Source organism: Marinobacterium sp. xm-m-383 (assembly GCF_013283255.1).
Lineage (GTDB): Bacteria > Pseudomonadota > Gammaproteobacteria > Pseudomonadales > Balneatricaceae > Marinobacterium_E.
Genome location: NZ_WBYT01000005.1, coordinates 1 through 17609 on the forward strand (window position 1 = coordinate 1; position 17609 = coordinate 17609).

Below are 17609 nucleotides of genomic sequence, written 5' to 3' on the forward strand. Positions count from 1 at the left end.
ACCCCATTCTCTCGTGCATGGCGGGCAGCGTTACCTCGATTTGACTACTCAATTAAAGCGATGAACACCCCTTTCCCAGAGACCGCACTTCACTCTGATGACATCCCAGACGATCTTGGCTGGCGCCCACTGTCCTATGATAAAGAGTTGTGGCCCGTTGAGACCGAAGCGATCCGTGAACGTGTCTACGAGTTTGTCCGTGAACGGGAGTTGGATTACAAAGAGCATCGTGACTTTCCAGCAATCAACGGGACCTCCCAGTTATCGCCTTACTTGACCATTGGTGCTGTGTCACCACTACAGTTGATGCATGTTCAAAGACAGGAGCGTGAGAACGATGGCTGGTTAGAGAGCAGTTGGCTCAATGAGATCATCTGGCGTGAGTTCTATCGTCACCTGACGGTTGCGTTTCCAGAGCTGTCTAAACTTGAGCCGTTTAGACCAGAAACTGAGCAGAAGATTCAGTGGTTGGATCGTGAGCCGCTGTGGCAGGCTTGGTGTCAGGGTGAGACAGGGTTTCCGATTGTCGATGCAGCGATGAAACAGCTGTTAACAACAGGTTGGATGCACAATCGACTGCGTATGGTCGTGGCCAGCTTTTTAACTAAATTAATTGGCATCGATTGGCGCCGCGGTGAGAAGTTCTTTATGGAGCATCTGATTGATGCTGATTTCCCATCCAACAACGGTGGTTGGCAGTGGTCTGCTTCAGTGGGTGCTGATGCCGCTCCCTATTTTCGAATCTTCAACCCGACTGCGCAAAGCGAGAAGTTCGATGCCAAAGGTGAATTTCTTGTGAAGTGGTTGCCAGAGCTGGCCGCGCTACCGCCTAAAGAGCGTCATAAGCCGGGGGCAGGGCAGGCGTTTGGTCGTCCCGCGCCGATCATTGATTACTCTCTTGAGCGAAAACGCGCGTTGGACGCTTATAAAGAGGGCTAGGATCTGGCACACTTCCTTCCAAGTTTTTTGGGAGAGTGTAAATGGATTGGGAAAGGCTGCTAACGCGCAAACGTTATGGTCACGACGAAGTAGAATCGGCGGAGCAGGGTCGAAGCCACTTCCACAAAGATCATGACCGAATCATCTTTAGTAGTGCTTTCCGTCGCTTGGGTCGTAAGACGCAAGTGCACCCTATGTCCCTCAACGATCACATCCATACTCGTCTGACTCACTCCATTGAGGTAGGCAGTCTTGGGCGTAGTCTGGGCATTCGTGCCGGCGAGTTGATTGCTGATCAGCTGCCAAAGGGCATATCGCCTGATGACTTGGGGATGATTGTTCAGTCGGCCTGTCTGGCTCACGATATTGGTAACCCCCCTTTTGGTCATGCTGGCGAGTACGCCATTCGTGATTGGTTCCGTCAGCGTCAAGAGGATCAGCGTTTCTCGCAGCTCTCTGAAGACGAGTTTTTAGATCTAAAAACCTTTGAAGGTAATGCGCAGGGGCTCAGGGTCGTCACCAAGATCGAGAACCATCTCTTTGATGGTGGTCTGCGCTTAACCTACCCAACTCTAGGAACACTATTGAAATACCCTTGGACAGCTCGTCACGGTGGTAAGAAGGGTAAGTTCAGCTGTTATCAAGCGGAACTTCCTTTAGTAGCATCACTGGCCAAAGATCTTGGTCTGCCTCAGCTTGAAGAGGATCGCTGGGCGCGTCACCCTCTGAACTTCCTAATGGAGGCGGCGGATGATATCTGTTACGCCATATTGGATCTTGAAGATGCTATTGAGTTGAACCTGCTTAGTTTCGATGAGGTTAAACCTATCTTGTCAACGCTCTGCGGCGACCTGGAGTTTGATGATGAGATCTTCGCGACCCAGGCCTCTGCACGACGTAAGATTTCGGCACTTCGTGGTCGAGCGATGGAGAACATGGTCGACTCAGCGGTGCAGGTTTTTGCCGATCAGCTGCCAGAGATCTTGTCAGGTCAATATCAGGGTGAGCTTCTCAGTGATGGCGATCCCATGGTTAGAGATGGGTTGGCTGCAGCGAAACGTATCGCCCAAGAGCGGGTCTTTCCAGACAATCGAAAAGCAGAGCTAGAGGTGGGTGCCTATACTATTCTAGGTGTGTTGGTTGAGGCTTTTATCGAGGCGGTCTGGGAGCAGCACCAAAAGCAGGGAGAAGATCTCTGTTATCGCAGTGAAAAGATTATCGGTCTGATGGGGATTCATGCCCCCTCTTCGGGTGAGTCGCTCTATCAAGGCTACATGCGTGCCTTGGACTTTATTAGCGGTATGACCGACTCCTATGCAAGCTACCTTGCTCGACAGATCGGTGGAGGAATAAAGGTTTAATATGGCATCACTTCAAGATCAGCTTAGTCGACTCGTCTACAGCACGGAAAAAGGTAACCTCTGTCCTGATTGTGGCGAAGCGTTAACCGCTTGTATCTGTTCAGAGCAGGCAGAGCAGACGCGCATTGCCGCAATGGATGGGGTAGTTCGCATTCGTCGTGAAACCTCTGGGCGAAAAGGCAAAGCCGTCACTACCATTTCCGGTGTGCCAAGAGTTGAGTCTGAATTAAAGACGCTTCTGAAAAAGTTGAAGCAGGGGTGTGGTTCAGGCGGTGCTGTCAAAGAGGGAATTATTGAGATTCAAGGTGATCACCGCGACAAACTTAAAACCCTCTTAGAGAAAGAGGGTTTTACCGTTAAGTTAGCGGGCGGTTAGAGGCCGATTGCTCGCTCCGAGAGTGCCAGTTCCATTCGGGCGCGCAGCAAAGAGTAAAGCTGTATTGCCGCATCAATCTCCTCTTTGCGGTTCGTAAGACTCTCGATATTTAAGCCCAGCGGTAGATCCAATTCGGCGCAAGATTCCAAAATCATCTGCAAGTTGGTGTAACAGATCTTAATAGACTCTTTAAGTGGCTGATCGGCATCCAAAATTCGGTAGCTGGTCGCCTCTGGTACCGAAATACCCAACCACTTCATAAACTCAAGGGTCTTCTCACTGCCACAAGGTGTGAAAGTCAAAATGATTCGTGCCGGCTCCATATCGAGCTGTTTGCAGCGACGAGCATAGGAGGTCAGCATGTCGATGGTCGCTTGTGCGTTATAAACCGCTTGCGAGATGAAGAAGTGACAGCCCTCTTTCTGCTTGGTCACCATGCGCTCGTGTTCATCGCCTTTTTTCTGATGGCGCTCTGCGATACAGACACCGCCAAGGGCAATTGTTTTATGAGACTCTTCCAGTGATTGGTAGGCATCATTCAAACTGAACTTGTAGTCACCTTCCGAGGAGGGGGCGCCAACCAGGACGATATTGTTCTGGTGGTAGGTCTCAGTCGTCTCTTCTACCCACTCTTCAAACTCTTGTCGACTACCTTGAGCAACACTGTTGTAGGTGATGGTTCCGCAGCCGCTCTTTTCGTGAAGCAATTTAGCGTAGTGGCGCGGGTCACGTGTTTGAGCAAAGGGGAATGGGCGAGGTGTGTCGATGCGAGTGCTCTCGTCCTGAATGTCATAAACGATAATGCCATCGAACGCGATATGGTCGAGTCGTTCCAGCAGCTTGTCAGCAATGCCTGACATCACTTCATCTTCGGTGCCCATTTTGGGTGGGGTAGTACCGATGACATAAACCCCTTGGTCCGTACCGATTAATTTGTCCTGAAGTGAGCAGCTCATCTCTATTCCAATTGCTTCTTTTAAGTGTGGCTTAGTATAAACGTGAGTGGATTTCATGAAAATTGCATATCCCATGAAATTTTTTTCTTAAGATATGCATGACGTTCAATTTAGAGCTTTCGAACGACGTTGACACCGTCGCGCAGAGTCAGAAAGACGTTTTCCACCTCGGGGTCCTCTGCAATCAGTCGGTTTGTTTCAACTAACACATCATCGATATCGGATTCTGGTTGAATGACCTTGCCAGACCAGAGCACGTTATCAAGTACGATTAAGCCACCTGGGCGAGTCAGCTCTTTAACCTTTAAGTAGTAGTTTAGGTAGTTGCGTTTGTCGGCATCGATAAAGGTGAAATCCAATGGGCCATCAAGTTGATCTGCAAGAGTTTCAAGGGTGTCGATGGCAGGACCAAAGATCACGTCAATCTTTTTGCCGTGTTCGCTTCGCTCATAAAAGGTTTTTGCGAAGTCGATCGCGCGTGGGTTGGTTTCACAGCAGATAAGCTTGCCATTATCCGGCATGCCTTCCGCAATGGATAGCGCTGAATAGCCTGTGAACATACCAATTTCAAGGGCGCGTTTCGGCTGAGCAATCGCAGAGAGCATCTTAAGTGTTCGGCCGACCAGGCGGCCAGATAGCTTTTGTGGCCATCCCATATTTTGGTTGGTTTGGTCGATCAACTCCTGCAGGAGTTCGGGCTCTGCTGAAGTAGAGATAAAGGCATAGTCTTCGACCTGTTCGTCGACGAGAAAGTCAGGCATGGGATACTCAGTTATTGATTAAGGGTGGAGATGATGGCGCTGCCCCACATGGTGACGCTCTTTCCATCTTCGGTCCAAAGGTATTGGCAAAGTTTAATATCAGACTCAATGCAGCTTTGCTGGCTGATTGCGACACCGGTAGGTAGGGTTTGGCAGCCCTGTTCTGGCTCCTTGCCCACTCCATACAGACGTGCGCTCAACAGCGAGCGATAGAGAGACTCGGTTTCGCACACCCAGTGCTTTCCTTCATCGCTAAGAGCGTTGGCGGTTGGAGTGAGTGCAAGTGCAGCGAGCGATCCTAAAATTATTTGTCTAACTTTCATTTTAATCTCTGTGCAGGTCCGTACAATATCGCTAAAAGGAGATTATAACTATGAACGAATCGCTATACATCTTTCTGTTAACCGGCGTCTTCTCAATGTCGGCTGCGCTGAGTGTAGGTGCCATCAACAAAATGCCAGAATCTGATCGTCCTGCATGGTTTGCGGTGAAGCAGAATATGGTCATGATGGTGGTGCTCGGTAATCTTGCTGCGCTAACGCTGGTGGGTTCTCTGGCCTATGGATTTCAGACCTTGCACTGGTCGATTCCATTGAGCTCAATGTTCATCACCTTCCCGATCGTGCATCAGTTATTGGTGGTCAAATTGATCGGTGCTACCAAGGCACTATTCTTAACAGTTCCTGCTACCTTGGCCTCTATTGCGGTGCTCTATATCTACTGGCCCTAATCGTTAATTTGTCCTACCTAAAAACGCAGCCTCGGCTGCGTTTTTTGTTTTTAGTTCTTATGACGCAAAAATGTTGCGATGTTATGTGTAAATCTAATGTAAACCTAAGAGAGTGTTTTTTGCCGTTTATCAATAATATATTTTGATTTTGTGCTTACAATCTAATTTTAATGCAAATATTTTGCATAAATTAAAAATTATTGGCGTTTTATTTGTGTGTTAGTATTGTTTTTTCATATCTATAATTTGCATTAGTTTCGTTAATTTTTTGTAAATATAATTAAGTTACTGTCTATTTCTCAATAATGACGCAAAATTTGTGCGTAAATTAGAAAATATTGTTATTTATATGATTTATATGGGTTGCATTGGTAGTTTTTGCAAAAATTTCTCATTAAATTAAAGATAAACGCAAATATTTTGCGTTAAGTGTTGGAATGCTTGGTTGGGTTGTGTATATTTTGAGCAATGGACGATTTAATCGTCATCACTGGCTTTAGGATTTGTAATCTGTGGATGCAAAAGATTGGGAGATAATTCGTGCGCTCCAGCAAGATGGACGTCGCACCACGAATGAGATCGCGGATAGCGTTCGTCTCTCAGGCTCGGCCGTGTCTCGCCGTATCGCACGTCTAGAAAAAGACGGCATCATTTCTGGTTACACCGCACTCGTAGATCCCGATAAGGTTGGTTATACCGCCACCGTCATGGTTGAAATTACGCTCGATAGCCAGTCTGATGCGGCTCAATCAGAGTTTGAGCGTGCGGTTGCTAAGGTCCCGAGTGTCAGATCCTGTTACCTAATGAGCGGCGATGCGGATTATCTATTAAAGGTAGCAGCAAGAGATTTGCGTGACTTTGAACGGTTGCGCCGAAAGGTTTTGAGTGATTTACCGCATGTTTCACGTATGCAGACGTCGTTTGCTTTACGCGAAATCGTCAATCACTTGGAGTACGCGCCGGAGAGCGCATAAAAATGGTTAAACGTAATGAAAATTGGGTGTGAATCGTGGATTCAAAAATGATTGTAGCTCTTGATATCGGTACCTCTAAGGTCGTCTGTATGGTGGCCGAGATCGGTACGGACGGTGATATTGAGGTCGTGGGCGTCGGCTCTCACCCATCACGCGGTTTAAAACGCGGTGTGGTCGTTAACATCGAATCTACTGTGCAGTCGATCCAGCGAGCGGTTGAAGCGGCTGAGTTGATGGCGGGAGTCAAAATTCACTCAGTCAGTGTGGGCGTCTCTGGTAGCCATATTGCGAGTCAAAACTCACACGGTATTGTTGCTCTGCAGAGTAAAGAGGTGACTCAATCAGACGTAGAGCGTGTCATTGAGGCTGCTCAAGCGGTCGCGATTCCGGCGGATCAGCGCATTCTGCACATCCTTCCGCAAGAGTATTTGATTGATAACCAAGAGGGCATCAAAGAGCCGCTTGGCATGTCCGGTGTGCGTTTGGAAGCTAAGGTTCATCTGATTACCGGTGCGACTAACGCCATTCAGAATATTGAGAAGTGTGTTCGCCGCTGTGGTCTTGAGATCGATGCCGTAGTTCTTGAGCAGTTGGCATCGGGTTACGCGGTGTTGACTGATGATGAGAAGGATCTGGGTGTCTGCATGGTTGATATCGGCGGTGGTACCACCGATATCGCGATCTTTACTCAAGGTTCAATTCGTCACACAGCTGTGATTCCTGTTGCGGGCGATCAAGTCAGCAATGATATTGCCATGGCATTGCGCACCCCAATGCAGCATGCCGATCAGATCAAAATGAAGTACGCCTGTGCATTGGCGCAGTTAGCGCGTGCTGATGAGACGATCAAAGTTCCAAGCGTCGGTGATCGTCCTGCGCGAGATCTATCACGCCAAGCTCTGGCTGAAGTGGTGGAGCCGCGTTATGAAGAGCTGTTTACCCTAGTTCAGCAAGAGCTTCGCCGCAGTGGGTTTGAAGATCTAGCGGCAGCCGGCATCGTCCTGACCGGCGGTACTTCGAAGATGGAAGGCGCGGTTGAGCTCGCTGAAGAGATATTCCACATGCCTGTTCGTTTGGCTAAGCCAACGGGTGTAGGCGGTGTTGATGATCTGTTGAGTAACCCTATCTACGCAACGGCGATTGGTCTGTTGCTCTACTCGGCGGATAACGACCTTGATCAGCATGTGGATGCCGAAACAATGACCGATTTTGGTTTGATGCCGGACGATATTGCTGAGCATCAGCCTGAGAAAAAACGAGTTAAAAAAGAGCCATCAGAAGGGTGGGTCTCTAAAACAAAATCTTGGTTAAAAGGTAACTTTTAATCAGAGCTTAGTTGGCAGTAACCGGCAAAGATCGGGCCTGCCTTACATAAAACCTGGAGGAAGATATGTTTGAGTTAGTAGAAGATACAAACGAGAACGCAGTAATCAAAGTTGTCGGTGTCGGTGGTGGTGGCGGTAACGCAGTCAACCACATGGTCGCGTCGGATGTAGAGGGTGTAGATTTTATCTGTGCCAATACCGATGCTCAGGCACTTGGAAAAATGGCCGCTAGTACAGCCCTTCATATCGGTGGTGATATGACGAAAGGCTTGGGTGCGGGCGCTAACCCGGATGTTGGTCGTCAGGCAGCGGTCTCTGACCGTGAACAGATTGCCGACTCTCTGCGTGGTGCCGACATGGTCTTCATCACTGCTGGCATGGGTGGTGGTACCGGTACGGGTGCTGCACCGATCGTTGCCGAAGTGGCTAAAGAGATGGGAATTCTGACGGTGGCGGTCGTCACTAAACCCTTCCCATTTGAAGGCAAAAAACGCATGAAGATTGCGGAAGAGGGTATTCGTGAGCTGCAGGAGCAGGTCGACTCTCTGATTATTATCCCTAACGAGAAACTGCTTCCTGTGCTAGGTAAAAACACCAGCTTGATCAAAGCCTTTGGTGAAGCCAACGATGTACTTAAGGGCGCCGTTCAAGGCATTGCTGACCTCATTATCCGTCCGGGCATGATCAACGTCGACTTTGCAGACGTTCGCACGGTGATGTCTGAAATGGGCATGGCCATGATGGGTACCGGTCATTCGCGTGGTGATGAGCGTGCAGCAGAAGCGACGGAAGCGGCGATTAAGAGTCCACTGCTTGAAGATGTTGATCTGAAAGGCGCAAGTGGCATTTTGGTGAACATCACAGCGGGTATGGACCTTAGCCTGGGTGAGTTCGCTGAAGTGGGTGAAATTGTTGAAGAGTACGCGTCAGACAATGCGACCATTGTGGTCGGTACCGTTATCGATCCAGATATGAGTGAAGAGCTCAAAGTCACGGTAGTAGCGACTGGTTTAGCTCAGGCTCAACAGGCGGGTGCCCGTGTTGTAAACAGTGATGTGACAACCGGTGGCCCAACGCAAGTAGAGGTGAAAACGGCGCCACCTACAGCCTCTGATTTCAGCCAGCTTGAGTTGCCAACAGTAATCCGTAATCGTCAGGCTCAACAAGCCGAGCAGGCGGTTGAGATGGAAGAGCCAGTACAACAGAAAACCGGTACTGATGATATGGAGTTCTTGGATATCCCAGCCTTCCTGCGTCGTCAGGCCGATTAATTAAGTTTTAAACCGTCCAGGTTTCCCGCTCCCCATTATTGGGTGAGCGGGTCTTTTACTGCGACGAGCAGAAACTCGTGATTCCCATCACCCCCTTTAATAGGGCTGTCGATGTAGGTCACTACTCTCATCTCTAACTCGGACATCAGCGTTTTAAAACGCTCCTCCAGCTCTTTATAGAGATCCGTCGATTTGACGATTCCCCCCTTGCCTATGTGCTCCTTTCCTAACTCAAACTGAGGTTTCACCAGTGTGACTAGGTAGCTCCCTCTGTCCAGTAGTTGGCAAAGTCCCGGCAAAATAAGGGTTTGCGAAATGAATGAGACATCCATAACGGCTAGATCAAACTGTCCAGTGGGGCTGTGTGCTTTTAGCTCAGGCTTGAGTTCACGCGCGTTATAGCCTTCAAGGCAGGTCACCTTTGGGTTGGATCTCAGCTTCTGTGCCAGCTGGTCATGTCCCACTTCAATACCTAGTACAGAGGCGGCACCCTGTTGAACGAGGTAATCGGTAAAGCCACCGGTTGATTGTCCAACATCGATGGCATGAACATCGTTAAGATCAATTTGGCAGATCTCAACGGCGCCTTTCAGTTTCAGTGCACCACGCGAAACGTACTGGTCGACTTCAGACAGAGTCACCTGAAACTCAGTCGACTCGGGAAGCTTGATGCCGGGTTTGCTTAAGATGCGCCAGGCTTTATCAAGGTAGCTAACGCGCCCCTCTTTAATGGTACGTTGTGCTTGCGTGCGACTATCACACAGACCTTTATCCAGCAGTAGTTGATCAGCGCGTTTCATCTTGGCTCCCAAATTAGTTGGCTAATAGTAAACAAAGTTCTACTACTTGTCAGAACCAGGATCTCTGCGATAATGGCCTGAGTTTAATATTCTTGATCAGGAGCGCTTCATGTCTAATCGCAGCACCATCTCTACACCCAATGCACCGGCTGCCATTGGTACCTATTCACAAGCTGTCAAAGTGGGTAACACGGTCTACATCTCAGGTCAGATTCCTTTGATTCCAGAATCGATGGAGCTGGTGACTGAAAGCTTCGAAGCGCAGGCCGTTCAGGTGTTTGAAAATTTAAAAGCGATTGCTGAAGCGGCAGGTGGCTCGCTCAACGAAGCAGTGAAATTGACTATTCTTTTGAGTGATATGTCGCACTTTGCCAAGGTCAATGAGGTGATGGCGCGTTACTTCGACGAGCCCTATCCAGCGCGTGCTGCGTTTGCTGTGAAAGAGTTGCCTAAGTCAGTCGATATCGAGATCGATGCCATCATGGTGACAGCCGACTAATCATGCCTCGTCCTCTTGTTGCTGAGATCGATTTAGCTGCCCTCAAACATAATTTGGCACTGGCCAAGCAGCAAAATCTGCAGGCCAAAACTCTGGCCGTGGTTAAAGCGAATGCTTATGGTCATGGCGCTGTTAAGGTGGCGCTAGCCTTAGAGTCTGATGCCGATGCCTTTGGTGTTGCCTCTATCGAGGAAGCGCTAGAGCTGCGTGAGGGTGGCCTTAAAGCGCCTGTTCTGCTGCTTGAAGGTTGCTTTTCAGAGGAGGAGTTAGCCTCTTGTGAGCGTCAAAACTTTTGGGTGGTCTGTCACAGTGACTATCAAATTGAGTGGCTAATTCGCTATCTGTCGACGACCGATTGGCGACCACAGATCTGGTTAAAAGTGGACTCTGGTATGCATCGCCTCGGTTTTGATGCAGATGCCGTAGCGGGTGTAATGGAGCAGTTCTCCTCTATAGAGGGACTGCCTATACCGGTTATGATGAGTCACTTTGCCTGCGCCGATCAGCCTGCCCATCCTCGTAATGAGGTTGCACAGTCGCGGTTTAATCCAGTCAAAACTAACCTCAGTAGTTTTGCTAACTCTGCCGGAATTTTTACCCAAGCAACGCCTGCTGATAGTTGGCAGAGGCTAGGCATTGGGCTTTATGGTGGAACGCCGAGTGAGCTGGGTTTGCAAGGTTTGCAGCCTGCTATGACGCTGAAAACAGCCATTATTGCGTTGCGCGATATTTCACCGGGTGAGTCGGTGGGTTACGGTGCAACCTATACCGCGGAATCAACTCGTAAAATTGCGACGATCGCCATTGGGTATGCCGATGGCTATCCGCGCCAAGCGAAGCAAGGTACACCTGTGTTGGTTAATGGTGTTGAAGCACCGATCGTCGGTCGTGTCTCAATGGATATGATTACCGTTGATGTGACCGATTTGCCGTCAGTGTCGGTAGGTGATGAGGTGATCATGTTCAATGAACAGTTACTTGCGGATAGGGTCGCTAAATGCTGCGATACCATCGACTACACGCTGTTTGCGGGGCTAACAGCGCGTGTTCCTAGGCGGTATTCTGAGTGAGTCTCTGGAAAACGCTGTCAGAGCGGGTGACAGGCTGAAGGCCAGTCACCATGACTCCGTAATACGTTACGTGCACCGGTGACTGGCTTTAGCCTGTCATCCGCCTTCTATTTACGCTCCAACCTACCACATCAAATCATCAGGAATCGCGTAATCCGCATAAGGATCATCCTCATCACTCACCTGTTGATCGCTAGACAGAGGAATGATTCGTTCAGGACGACGCTGTTCTATTCGTTCTGCCACAACGGCCGGTACTAAAGCATAACCTTCACCGAGTTTAGCGACCCGTATCTGGGCGCGAGTAAGCGGCTGAAACATCGATTCATCGATGTAGATGTGCTTGATGGTCTTGCCATCAGCGAACTGGTAACGAGTCTCTGCGCGCTCTGATATCGTAATTTGATGATGTTCAATCAGCTGCTTCACTTGAGCATCGATCGCTCTCTCGGCCTGTTCGGCATCACGTGCCTCATTCAAGGCGCGATCTTGTGCCGCTTTCTGCTCGCGTTTGGCTTGGATATCCGCTTGCTGTTTGGCTTTTTCTGCAGCGACCTCATCAGGAGACTGCTTTTTCTTTTTGCGCTTCTCAATCGTCGCCTTTTTTGCCTGTTGTTTGTTAGCAAGGCCCGCTTTTAACAATTGGTCTTGAAGTGATCCCGCCATGACACCTGTTTCCATAAGTTCTAGAATGCGCGGAGTTTAACATAGCTTTTTCATTGAGGTATTTGTGAATTTAGTTGAGTGGTTAACCCTATTAGCGGTCTGTACTTTGGGGGCAGTTTCACCCGGTCCCAGCCTTTTGGTTGTTGTAAACCAGGCGTTAAATGGATCCCGTGTTCATGGTCTATTAACTGCAATCTCGCACGGTTTAATGGTCGGTGGTTGGGCTCTATTGACGGTCGTAGGGTTAAGTCAGCTGCTGGCTCGTTTGCCTTGGATAGAGGTGGGTTTAACCGTCATCGCCGCCCTTTATCTACTGAACATTGCACGCGGCGCTTGGCAGGGTGGATCGATGAAGATTGCGCCTGAAGAGCGCTCGCGAACCAGTTATTGGCAGGCGATTCGTGATGGGGCCGTTATTGCGACCTTCAATCCTAAGTTGATGCTCTTTTTTATTGCGATTTTTGCCCCTTTTGTCGGCTCTGAATCAACCTTTGAAACGCAGACGCTGCTGGTCGTAACGCCCTGGGTTACTGATACCCTCTGGTACATCATCGTTTCGCTACTGCTAAGTACACGCAAAAGCTTGGCGCTACTGGAAAAGCACGAGCAGCGAATCAATCGAGGCATGGCGGTGGCATTGACGCTTCTGGCGGGTGTGATGCTGTCAGGTCTGCTTTAACTTCATTTGCAATAGCCTAGCGGGGTGCTTATACTTCGCGCTCCTCATTCGAGGTGTTTTTGTGGTGGCTCCATTGGTCCTCCCGCAATGATAAACCGTGAACCTGGTCAGGCCCGGAAGGGAGCAGCCACAGCGGTCGACTCATGTGCCGGGATGTGGCTGGTGGGGCCATCTCCATTTCTGGTAAAAATTCCCGCTGTTTGACTCTCCCTCACCAACGATAAATGTTAGTATCGGGTTAAAATTTTCCGACCACTGAGGATAGGATGAGTTATCAGGTTTTAGCCCGTAAATGGCGTCCCCGTCGTTTCGTTGAAACGGTAGGGCAGGAGCACGTTCTAAAAGCGCTTGTGAATGCGCTCGACGAGAACCGGTTGCACCACGCCTATCTGTTTACCGGCACGCGAGGTGTGGGTAAAACCTCCATTGCACGTCTGTTTGCTAAAGCGCTGAACTGCCAAGAGGGCGTCAGCTCGGAGCCATGTGGTCGTTGTAGCTCCTGTATCGAAATTGCTGAAGGTCGATTTGTTGATCTTATCGAGGTCGATGCGGCTTCACGTACCAAAGTGGAAGATACCCGTGAGCTGTTAGAGAACGTGCAATACGCACCAACTCAAGGTCGCTACAAAGTCTACCTAATAGACGAGGTACACATGTTGTCGACCTCGTCATTCAATGCCTTGTTGAAGACGTTGGAAGAGCCACCACCGCACGTTAAATTCCTACTGGCGACAACCGATCCACAGAAACTGCCAGTGACCATTTTGAGTCGTTGTCTTCAGTTCAACCTGAAGAACATGGCGCCAGAGAAGATCGTCTCTCACCTTCAGTTTGTACTGGGCGAAGAGTCCATCCCCTTTGATGACGCTTCACTCTGGCTGATTGCGCGTTCTGCGGATGGGTCTATGCGTGATGCGCTGTCGTTGACCGATCAGGCCATTGCGTTTGGCTCTGGTGCGCTGCGTGAAGGTGATGTGCGTGCTATGTTGGGTACCATTGATCATCGCTTGGTGTTTGATCTACTGGATGCGATTGTGGCCGGTGACGGTAAAGCAACGATCGATCGAGTAGCAGCCATGGCTGAGTTTTCGCCCGATTTTGCTGGTGTATTAGCTGAGATGATCTCGATTCTGCATCGAGTAGCCTTGGCTCAAGTGGTGCCTGCTGCGATCGATAATAGCTTAGGGGATCAGGCTCAGATTCAAGCGCTTGCTGGCAAGGTGCGTGCAGAAGAGATACAGCTCTACTACCAAATCGCATTAACAGGCCGTCGTGATCTGCCGATGTCACCGAACCCTCGTGAAGCATTAGAGATGTGCTTGTTACGTATGTTGGCCTTCCGTCCTGTCGATCAGCGTCCTATCGATGCGCCACCCGTTAAGCCGTCTGAGATCTCTAGGCCTGTTGAAAATGAGCCTGCTGTCAGTGAGCCGGAACCACAGCCAGCGATCGAAACGCCAGTTGTTGAAAAGCCGCTAGAGACTCAAGCGACGCTAGCGCAGCCAGAGTCTGCTCCAGTGAATGATCCCCCGCCATGGGAGGATATTCCCGCTGAGGCCTATGCAGATCAGGAGCCAACGGCAAAAAAGTTTGAAGCGGACTCGATGGAGGCCGTATCGGCTCCGTTGGAGTCCGCTAGGGTTGAGCCATCTGAACCATTTAAGCCAGCTGAGCCCATGGATAAACTCATGGATGAGCCGGCTATTGACCCTGTTGAATCTAACGACAGTGCGATTGATCTGTTTGGCGAAGAGACGCCACTAGCCACTTACGATAAGCCGGATGAGCAACCAGTAGTTGAAGAGGTTAAGCCAGTAGAGGCAGTTGAGCCGGTTGAGCAGAAAGAACAGGCTAAAAAAACGCTAGAAAAATCAATTACGCTCTCCAATTTTGCGCTTGAAGATTGGGTGCATTTGATTGCCCAACTGGATCTAACCGGTATGACCGAGAGCTTGGCTAAGGCGATGTCCCTTGAGACACTTCAGGGGAACCGTATGGTGTTGCACTATACGGCTGAGCAGGAAGCGCTCTTCAATGATCAGCACAAACAACGTATTGCTGATGCGATTACCGCCTTTTTCCAAGAGCCGATGTCGGTTGATTTTCAGCTGGCTGAACAGACTCGTGAAACGCCGGTGAACTACCGTATTCGCCGTGCTGAAGAGCGACGCATAGCGGCGGTAAGGCATTTGAAACAAGATCCCAATGTGGAACGATTAATTGAGATGTTCGATGGACAGTTAGATGAACTCTCCGTTGAGCCTTTAGAGATAGAGTGAGGTCATAGTTATGATGAAAGGTGGAATGGGCAACCTAATGAAGCAGGCCCAAAAGATGCAAGAGGACATGCAGAAAGCGCAAGAGGAGATCGCTCGCGCTGAAGTGACGGGTGAAGCGGGTGCAGGTCTTGTCAGCATCGTTATGAACGGTCGTCACGACGTAAAACGTGTCAGCATCGATGACTCTTTGATGGAAGAGGATAAAGAGATTCTAGAAGATCTTATCGCTGCAGCGGTTAATGATGCGGTGCGTAAGGTTGAAACCACCAGCCAAGAGCAGATGTCGAAAATCACCCAAGGTATGGGTATGCCACCTGGCTTTAAGATGCCGTTTTAATTATGTCGTTAACCCCTAAGCTAGAATCGCTAATCAGCGCACTGCGTCGCCTACCGGGAGTGGGCCCTAAGACGGCTCAGCGTATGGCGTTGCACCTGTTAGAGCGTGATCGCGATGCTGCCATCCAGATCAGTGGTGCGCTGGCTGATGCTGCTCAGAATATTGGTGAGTGTGAACAATGCCACTCGCTCTCTGAGCAGGCCGTCTGCGATATCTGCAGTAATGCAGCGCGTGATCGTAAAACCTTGTGTGTTTTGGAATCACCGATTGATCTGATGGCGATCGAGCAGACGGGGGGCTACGCAGGCCTCTATTTTGTATTGGGCGGGCACCTGTCGCCGATCGATGGAGTAGGGCCGGAAGATTTGAAAATCGATCAGCTTTTGGATCGAGTCTACCAGGGCGAGATTAACGAACTGGTGTTGGCCACCAATCCAACGGTAGAGGGTGAAGCGACCGCTCACTACATTGCCGAACAGCTTCGCGATGTTGATGTCAGTATCAGTCGTATTGCTCACGGGGTGCCTGTAGGTGGCGAGCTTGAGTACGTAGATGGCGGTACTCTGGCGCATGCGCTGGCCGGTCGCCGCCAGATGGAGCGATAAGTTGATAGATTTTAGCGGTTACGACTTTGCCAAGCTGAGACAAGCGGCCAAAAACCCAATCTGGATCGATACCGAAGAGCAGTTGACTCACTACTGTCAGCAGTGGTTAGAGGTGCCGTTGATTACCTTGGATACTGAGTTCATTCGTACCTCCACCTTCTACGCAAAGCCAGGCCTGATTCAAGTCGCTGATCAGCACAGTGTTTATCTGATTGATCCACTGCCTATAAAACGCTGGCGCCCATTCAGAGAGCTGCTAGAAGCGCCTCAGGTCTTAAAGGTTCTGCACGCTTGTGGAGAAGATGTTGAGTTGTTTAAACATCGCTATAAAGCGGCACCCTCACCGATGTTTGATACCCAAGTCGCGGCCGCTTTTTGTGGTTGGGGTTTCAGTATGGGACTTCAGCGTCTTGTTAAACATGCGCTGGATATCGATCTGGATAAGGGTGAAACCAAGTCCGACTGGCTACAACGCCCGCTAACTGATAATCAGACACTCTATGCGGCACTGGATGTCTGCTACCTAGCCGAAATCGTTCAGATGCAGTTTAAAGAGCTTGAGAAGTTGGGGCGCACCGAGTGGGTCAAAGAGGAGTGCGAAGAGCTAGTTGCCAGTGTCATTGCTAACGAAGCGAATATTGATGACTACTATCGACGTTTCTCACAGCTCTGGAATATTCCGACGTGTAAGTTAGCGGCTCTGCGAGACCTGACCATTTGGCGTGAACGCACCAGCCGTTTGAGGGATAAAGCCCGCAATCGCATCTTGTCTAACCATCAGATTATCGATGTGATTCAGCAGTGGCCCAATAAGCGCGACGATTTGAGAAAAATTGAAGGGTTGCGTTCAGGCAACGTCTGGGATTTTGGTAACGATATTATTCGCTGCCTGAAAAATGCCGATAAGTCAGCCCAAGATAACCCGCCAGAGCCGATTGAGCAGCCGCTGAAGTTCAAGTTTCATGCTCACCTTAAAGCCTTGCGTGCAGTTGGTGCCAAAGCGGCGGAGCAACACAATGTGGCGCCGGAGCTGATGCTGAGAAAACGAGATATTGAAGCGTTGATTCGCACAGGTGTTGAGACGGGTCATTATGAATTGCCAGATAGCCTATGTGGATGGCGTAAACCTTTGATTGGTCAGGCTCTGCTTGATCAGCTAGCAGAATTAAACGAGTCAAACTGATGTTAATTTGTTCTATTTATAAAAGCTCAAAAAAAGATGAGATGTATCTCTACGTTGATAAGCGTGAAGGCTTAGAGCGTGTTCCGGATGCCCTTATCGAGATCTTTGGTACTCCTGTTCACTCTATGGATATGCCATTAACTGCCGAACGTAAATTGGCGCGCGCCGATACCGCAAAAGTGCTTGAAAGCATCCGTGACCAAGGTTTTTACCTGCAGATGCCGCCTCCTAAAGAGGACTATATGCTCGATATCCACATGGATCGTCCAGAGACAGGCGTCCGCTAATGTCAGAGGTGTTTTGGCGCAGTAAATCACTGGAACAGATGACCCACGACGAGTGGGAGTCTCTCTGTGACGGCTGTGCCCTCTGTTGTCTGCACAAACTAGAGGATGAGGATACAGAAGAGGTCTACTACACCACCGTCGTCTGTCACCTTCTGAATACCGATAACTGCCAGTGCACGGATTATCCTAACCGATCCACTCGCCAGCCCAGTTGTGTCAAATTGCATCCAAAAGATGTCGAAGAGTTCCACTGGCTTCCGCAAAGTTGTGCCTACCGCCTGATCTATGAGGGGCATGAGCTTCCACAATGGCATCCGTTGGTCAGCGGTGATCAGCGCAGTGTCATCGAAGCTAACGCTTCTGTCTTGAGCTACTACGAAGTCAAAGATAACGAAATCACAGAAGATGAGTTCATCGATTACGTGATTGAGCCTGAATAATCTTCTTTTGCATGATCAATAAATCCTTAAATTTTGGTTTAAATGATTATGATTCTCATTTAGAATTGTTA

General features: G+C 49.5%; 21 protein-coding genes and 1 other RNA gene. 17 read left to right on the plus strand and 5 right to left on the minus strand.

Going from position 1 to position 17609, the window contains the following annotated elements; genetic code table 11:
* The 3 genes from XMM383_RS08915 to XMM383_RS08925 all read left to right on the plus strand — a co-directional run.
* Positions 1-939 (plus strand): deoxyribodipyrimidine photo-lyase (locus XMM383_RS08915; RefSeq protein ID WP_305847191.1); only part of this gene is annotated, 939 nt, incomplete at its 5' end.
* Between the two features lie 41 nt (positions 940-980).
* Entirely contained in the window at positions 981-2300 is a 1320-nt protein-coding gene (locus tag XMM383_RS08920; protein WP_173488728.1) for a deoxyguanosinetriphosphate triphosphohydrolase, read from the plus strand.
* Between the two features lies 1 nt (position 2301).
* Positions 2302-2676: a translation initiation factor Sui1 gene (locus tag XMM383_RS08925; protein ID WP_173481374.1), complete on the plus strand. Its 375-nt coding sequence runs from the start codon at positions 2302-2304 to the stop codon at positions 2674-2676.
* Here the strand turns inward: XMM383_RS08925 and XMM383_RS08930 are convergent.
* The 3 genes from XMM383_RS08930 to XMM383_RS08940 form a co-directional block, all read right to left on the minus strand.
* Positions 2673-3632 carry a hypothetical protein gene (locus XMM383_RS08930; RefSeq protein ID WP_173488727.1) on the minus strand — a complete coding sequence of 320 codons (960 nt, stop codon included), beginning with the start codon at positions 3630-3632 and terminating at the stop codon, positions 2673-2675. The two genes, XMM383_RS08925 and XMM383_RS08930, sit on opposite strands and share 4 nt — an antisense overlap.
* Before the next feature lie 110 nt (positions 3633-3742).
* Positions 3743-4393, minus strand: coding sequence for an O-methyltransferase (locus tag XMM383_RS08935; RefSeq protein ID WP_173481372.1), 651 nt, complete (start codon positions 4391-4393; stop codon positions 3743-3745).
* Between the two features lie 11 nt (positions 4394-4404).
* Positions 4405-4716: a hypothetical protein gene (locus XMM383_RS08940; protein ID WP_173484612.1), complete on the minus strand. Its 312-nt coding sequence runs from the start codon at positions 4714-4716 to the stop codon at positions 4405-4407.
* Between the two features lie 50 nt (positions 4717-4766).
* On the opposite strand from XMM383_RS08940, the gene XMM383_RS08945 reads away from it, so the two are divergent.
* The 4 genes from XMM383_RS08945 to ftsZ all read left to right on the plus strand — a co-directional run bounded on the left by XMM383_RS08945 (position 4767) and on the right by ftsZ (position 8693).
* The gene (locus XMM383_RS08945) at positions 4767-5123 is read left to right on the plus strand and encodes a hypothetical protein (RefSeq protein WP_173481370.1); all 357 of its coding nucleotides are present in this window, start codon (positions 4767-4769) and stop codon (positions 5121-5123) included.
* A gap of 512 nt (positions 5124-5635) precedes the next feature.
* Positions 5636-6097 carry an Lrp/AsnC family transcriptional regulator gene (locus tag XMM383_RS11875; protein WP_173481369.1) on the plus strand — a complete coding sequence of 154 codons (462 nt, stop codon included), beginning with the start codon at positions 5636-5638 and terminating at the stop codon, positions 6095-6097.
* 47 nt (positions 6098-6144) lie between these two features.
* Complete coding sequence (gene ftsA / locus XMM383_RS08955) at positions 6145-7422, plus strand: cell division protein FtsA (protein WP_173481368.1); 1278 nt, start codon at positions 6145-6147, stop codon at positions 7420-7422.
* 65 nt (positions 7423-7487) lie between these two features.
* A complete protein-coding gene (gene ftsZ, locus XMM383_RS08960; protein ID WP_173481367.1) occupies positions 7488-8693 on the plus strand; it encodes a cell division protein FtsZ in 1206 nt (401 codons plus the stop codon).
* Between the two features lie 35 nt (positions 8694-8728).
* Here ftsZ and XMM383_RS08965 read toward each other — a convergent pair whose 3' ends face one another.
* Entirely contained in the window at positions 8729-9493 is a 765-nt protein-coding gene (locus tag XMM383_RS08965; RefSeq protein ID WP_173484613.1) for a TlyA family RNA methyltransferase, read from the minus strand.
* A gap of 109 nt (positions 9494-9602) precedes the next feature.
* Between XMM383_RS08965 and XMM383_RS08970 the strand changes: the two genes are divergently transcribed.
* Both XMM383_RS08970 and alr read left to right on the plus strand, forming a co-directional pair.
* The gene (locus XMM383_RS08970) at positions 9603-9992 is read left to right on the plus strand and encodes a RidA family protein (protein WP_173481365.1); all 390 of its coding nucleotides are present in this window, start codon (positions 9603-9605) and stop codon (positions 9990-9992) included.
* Between the two features lie 2 nt (positions 9993-9994).
* Positions 9995-11062: an alanine racemase gene (gene alr, locus XMM383_RS08975; protein WP_173488726.1), complete on the plus strand. Its 1068-nt coding sequence runs from the start codon at positions 9995-9997 to the stop codon at positions 11060-11062.
* A gap of 123 nt (positions 11063-11185) precedes the next feature.
* On the opposite strand, the gene XMM383_RS08980 is transcribed toward alr, so the two are convergent.
* Entirely contained in the window at positions 11186-11728 is a 543-nt protein-coding gene (locus XMM383_RS08980) for a DUF2058 domain-containing protein (RefSeq protein WP_173481363.1), read from the minus strand.
* Positions 11729-11792: 64 nt separating this feature from the next.
* Here XMM383_RS08980 and XMM383_RS08985 point away from each other — a divergent pair, with 64 nt between their 5' ends.
* The 8 genes from XMM383_RS08985 (at position 11793) to XMM383_RS09020 (ending at position 17538) form a co-directional block, all read left to right on the plus strand.
* Complete coding sequence (locus tag XMM383_RS08985; RefSeq protein WP_173494830.1) at positions 11793-12407, plus strand: LysE family translocator; 615 nt, start codon at positions 11793-11795, stop codon at positions 12405-12407.
* 71 nt (positions 12408-12478) lie between these two features.
* Positions 12479-12575: signal recognition particle sRNA small type (gene ffs, locus XMM383_RS08990), an RNA gene on the plus strand.
* 98 nt (positions 12576-12673) lie between these two features.
* A complete protein-coding gene (dnaX, locus tag XMM383_RS08995; RefSeq protein ID WP_173481361.1) occupies positions 12674-14686 on the plus strand; it encodes a DNA polymerase III subunit gamma/tau in 2013 nt (670 codons plus the stop codon).
* A 10-nt stretch (positions 14687-14696) separates the two neighbouring features.
* Entirely contained in the window at positions 14697-15023 is a 327-nt protein-coding gene (locus tag XMM383_RS09000; RefSeq protein WP_173481360.1) for a YbaB/EbfC family nucleoid-associated protein, read from the plus strand.
* A gap of 2 nt (positions 15024-15025) precedes the next feature.
* Complete coding sequence (gene recR, locus XMM383_RS09005) at positions 15026-15628, plus strand: recombination mediator RecR (protein WP_173481359.1); 603 nt, start codon at positions 15026-15028, stop codon at positions 15626-15628.
* A complete protein-coding gene (gene rnd, locus XMM383_RS09010; RefSeq protein WP_254443122.1) occupies positions 15576-16811 on the plus strand; it encodes a ribonuclease D in 1236 nt (411 codons plus the stop codon). The genes recR and rnd overlap by 53 nt, the downstream gene beginning before the upstream one ends.
* Positions 16811-17098, plus strand: a complete 288-nt coding sequence (locus tag XMM383_RS09015; RefSeq protein ID WP_173484617.1) for a YcgL domain-containing protein — start codon at positions 16811-16813, stop codon at positions 17096-17098. The genes rnd and XMM383_RS09015 overlap by 1 nt, the downstream gene beginning before the upstream one ends.
* Positions 17098-17538, plus strand: a complete 441-nt coding sequence (locus XMM383_RS09020; RefSeq protein WP_173483100.1) for a YcgN family cysteine cluster protein — start codon at positions 17098-17100, stop codon at positions 17536-17538. Before XMM383_RS09015 ends, XMM383_RS09020 begins: the two co-directional genes overlap by 1 nt.
* Positions 17539-17609 lie beyond the last annotated feature (71 nt).

Coding starts and splice junctions, on each gene's coding strand:
- dnaX (WP_173481361.1), top strand. CDS start 12,674: ATGAGTTATCAGGTTTTAGCCCGTAAATGGCGTCCCCGTCGTTTCGTT.
- alr (WP_173488726.1), top strand. CDS start 9,995: ATGCCTCGTCCTCTTGTTGCTGAGATCGATTTAGCTGCCCTCAAACAT.
- rnd (WP_254443122.1), top strand. CDS start 15,576: ATGGCGGTACTCTGGCGCATGCGCTGGCCGGTCGCCGCCAGATGGAGC.
- ftsZ (WP_173481367.1), top strand. CDS start 7,488: ATGTTTGAGTTAGTAGAAGATACAAACGAGAACGCAGTAATCAAAGTT.
- XMM383_RS08920 (WP_173488728.1), top strand. CDS start 981: ATGGATTGGGAAAGGCTGCTAACGCGCAAACGTTATGGTCACGACGAA.
- XMM383_RS09020 (WP_173483100.1), top strand. CDS start 17,098: ATGTCAGAGGTGTTTTGGCGCAGTAAATCACTGGAACAGATGACCCAC.
- XMM383_RS08940 (WP_173484612.1), bottom strand. CDS start 4,716: ATGAAAGTTAGACAAATAATTTTAGGATCGCTCGCTGCACTTGCACTC.
- XMM383_RS08980 (WP_173481363.1), bottom strand. CDS start 11,728: ATGGCGGGATCACTTCAAGACCAATTGTTAAAAGCGGGCCTTGCTAAC.
- XMM383_RS09015 (WP_173484617.1), top strand. CDS start 16,811: ATGTTAATTTGTTCTATTTATAAAAGCTCAAAAAAAGATGAGATGTAT.
- XMM383_RS09000 (WP_173481360.1), top strand. CDS start 14,697: ATGATGAAAGGTGGAATGGGCAACCTAATGAAGCAGGCCCAAAAGATG.
- XMM383_RS08930 (WP_173488727.1), bottom strand. CDS start 3,632: ATGAGCTGCTCACTTCAGGACAAATTAATCGGTACGGACCAAGGGGTT.
- ftsA (WP_173481368.1), top strand. CDS start 6,145: ATGATTGTAGCTCTTGATATCGGTACCTCTAAGGTCGTCTGTATGGTG.
- XMM383_RS08965 (WP_173484613.1), bottom strand. CDS start 9,493: ATGAAACGCGCTGATCAACTACTGCTGGATAAAGGTCTGTGTGATAGT.
- XMM383_RS08935 (WP_173481372.1), bottom strand. CDS start 4,393: ATGCCTGACTTTCTCGTCGACGAACAGGTCGAAGACTATGCCTTTATC.
- XMM383_RS08945 (WP_173481370.1), top strand. CDS start 4,767: ATGAACGAATCGCTATACATCTTTCTGTTAACCGGCGTCTTCTCAATG.
- XMM383_RS08970 (WP_173481365.1), top strand. CDS start 9,603: ATGTCTAATCGCAGCACCATCTCTACACCCAATGCACCGGCTGCCATT.
- XMM383_RS08925 (WP_173481374.1), top strand. CDS start 2,302: ATGGCATCACTTCAAGATCAGCTTAGTCGACTCGTCTACAGCACGGAA.
- recR (WP_173481359.1), top strand. CDS start 15,026: ATGTCGTTAACCCCTAAGCTAGAATCGCTAATCAGCGCACTGCGTCGC.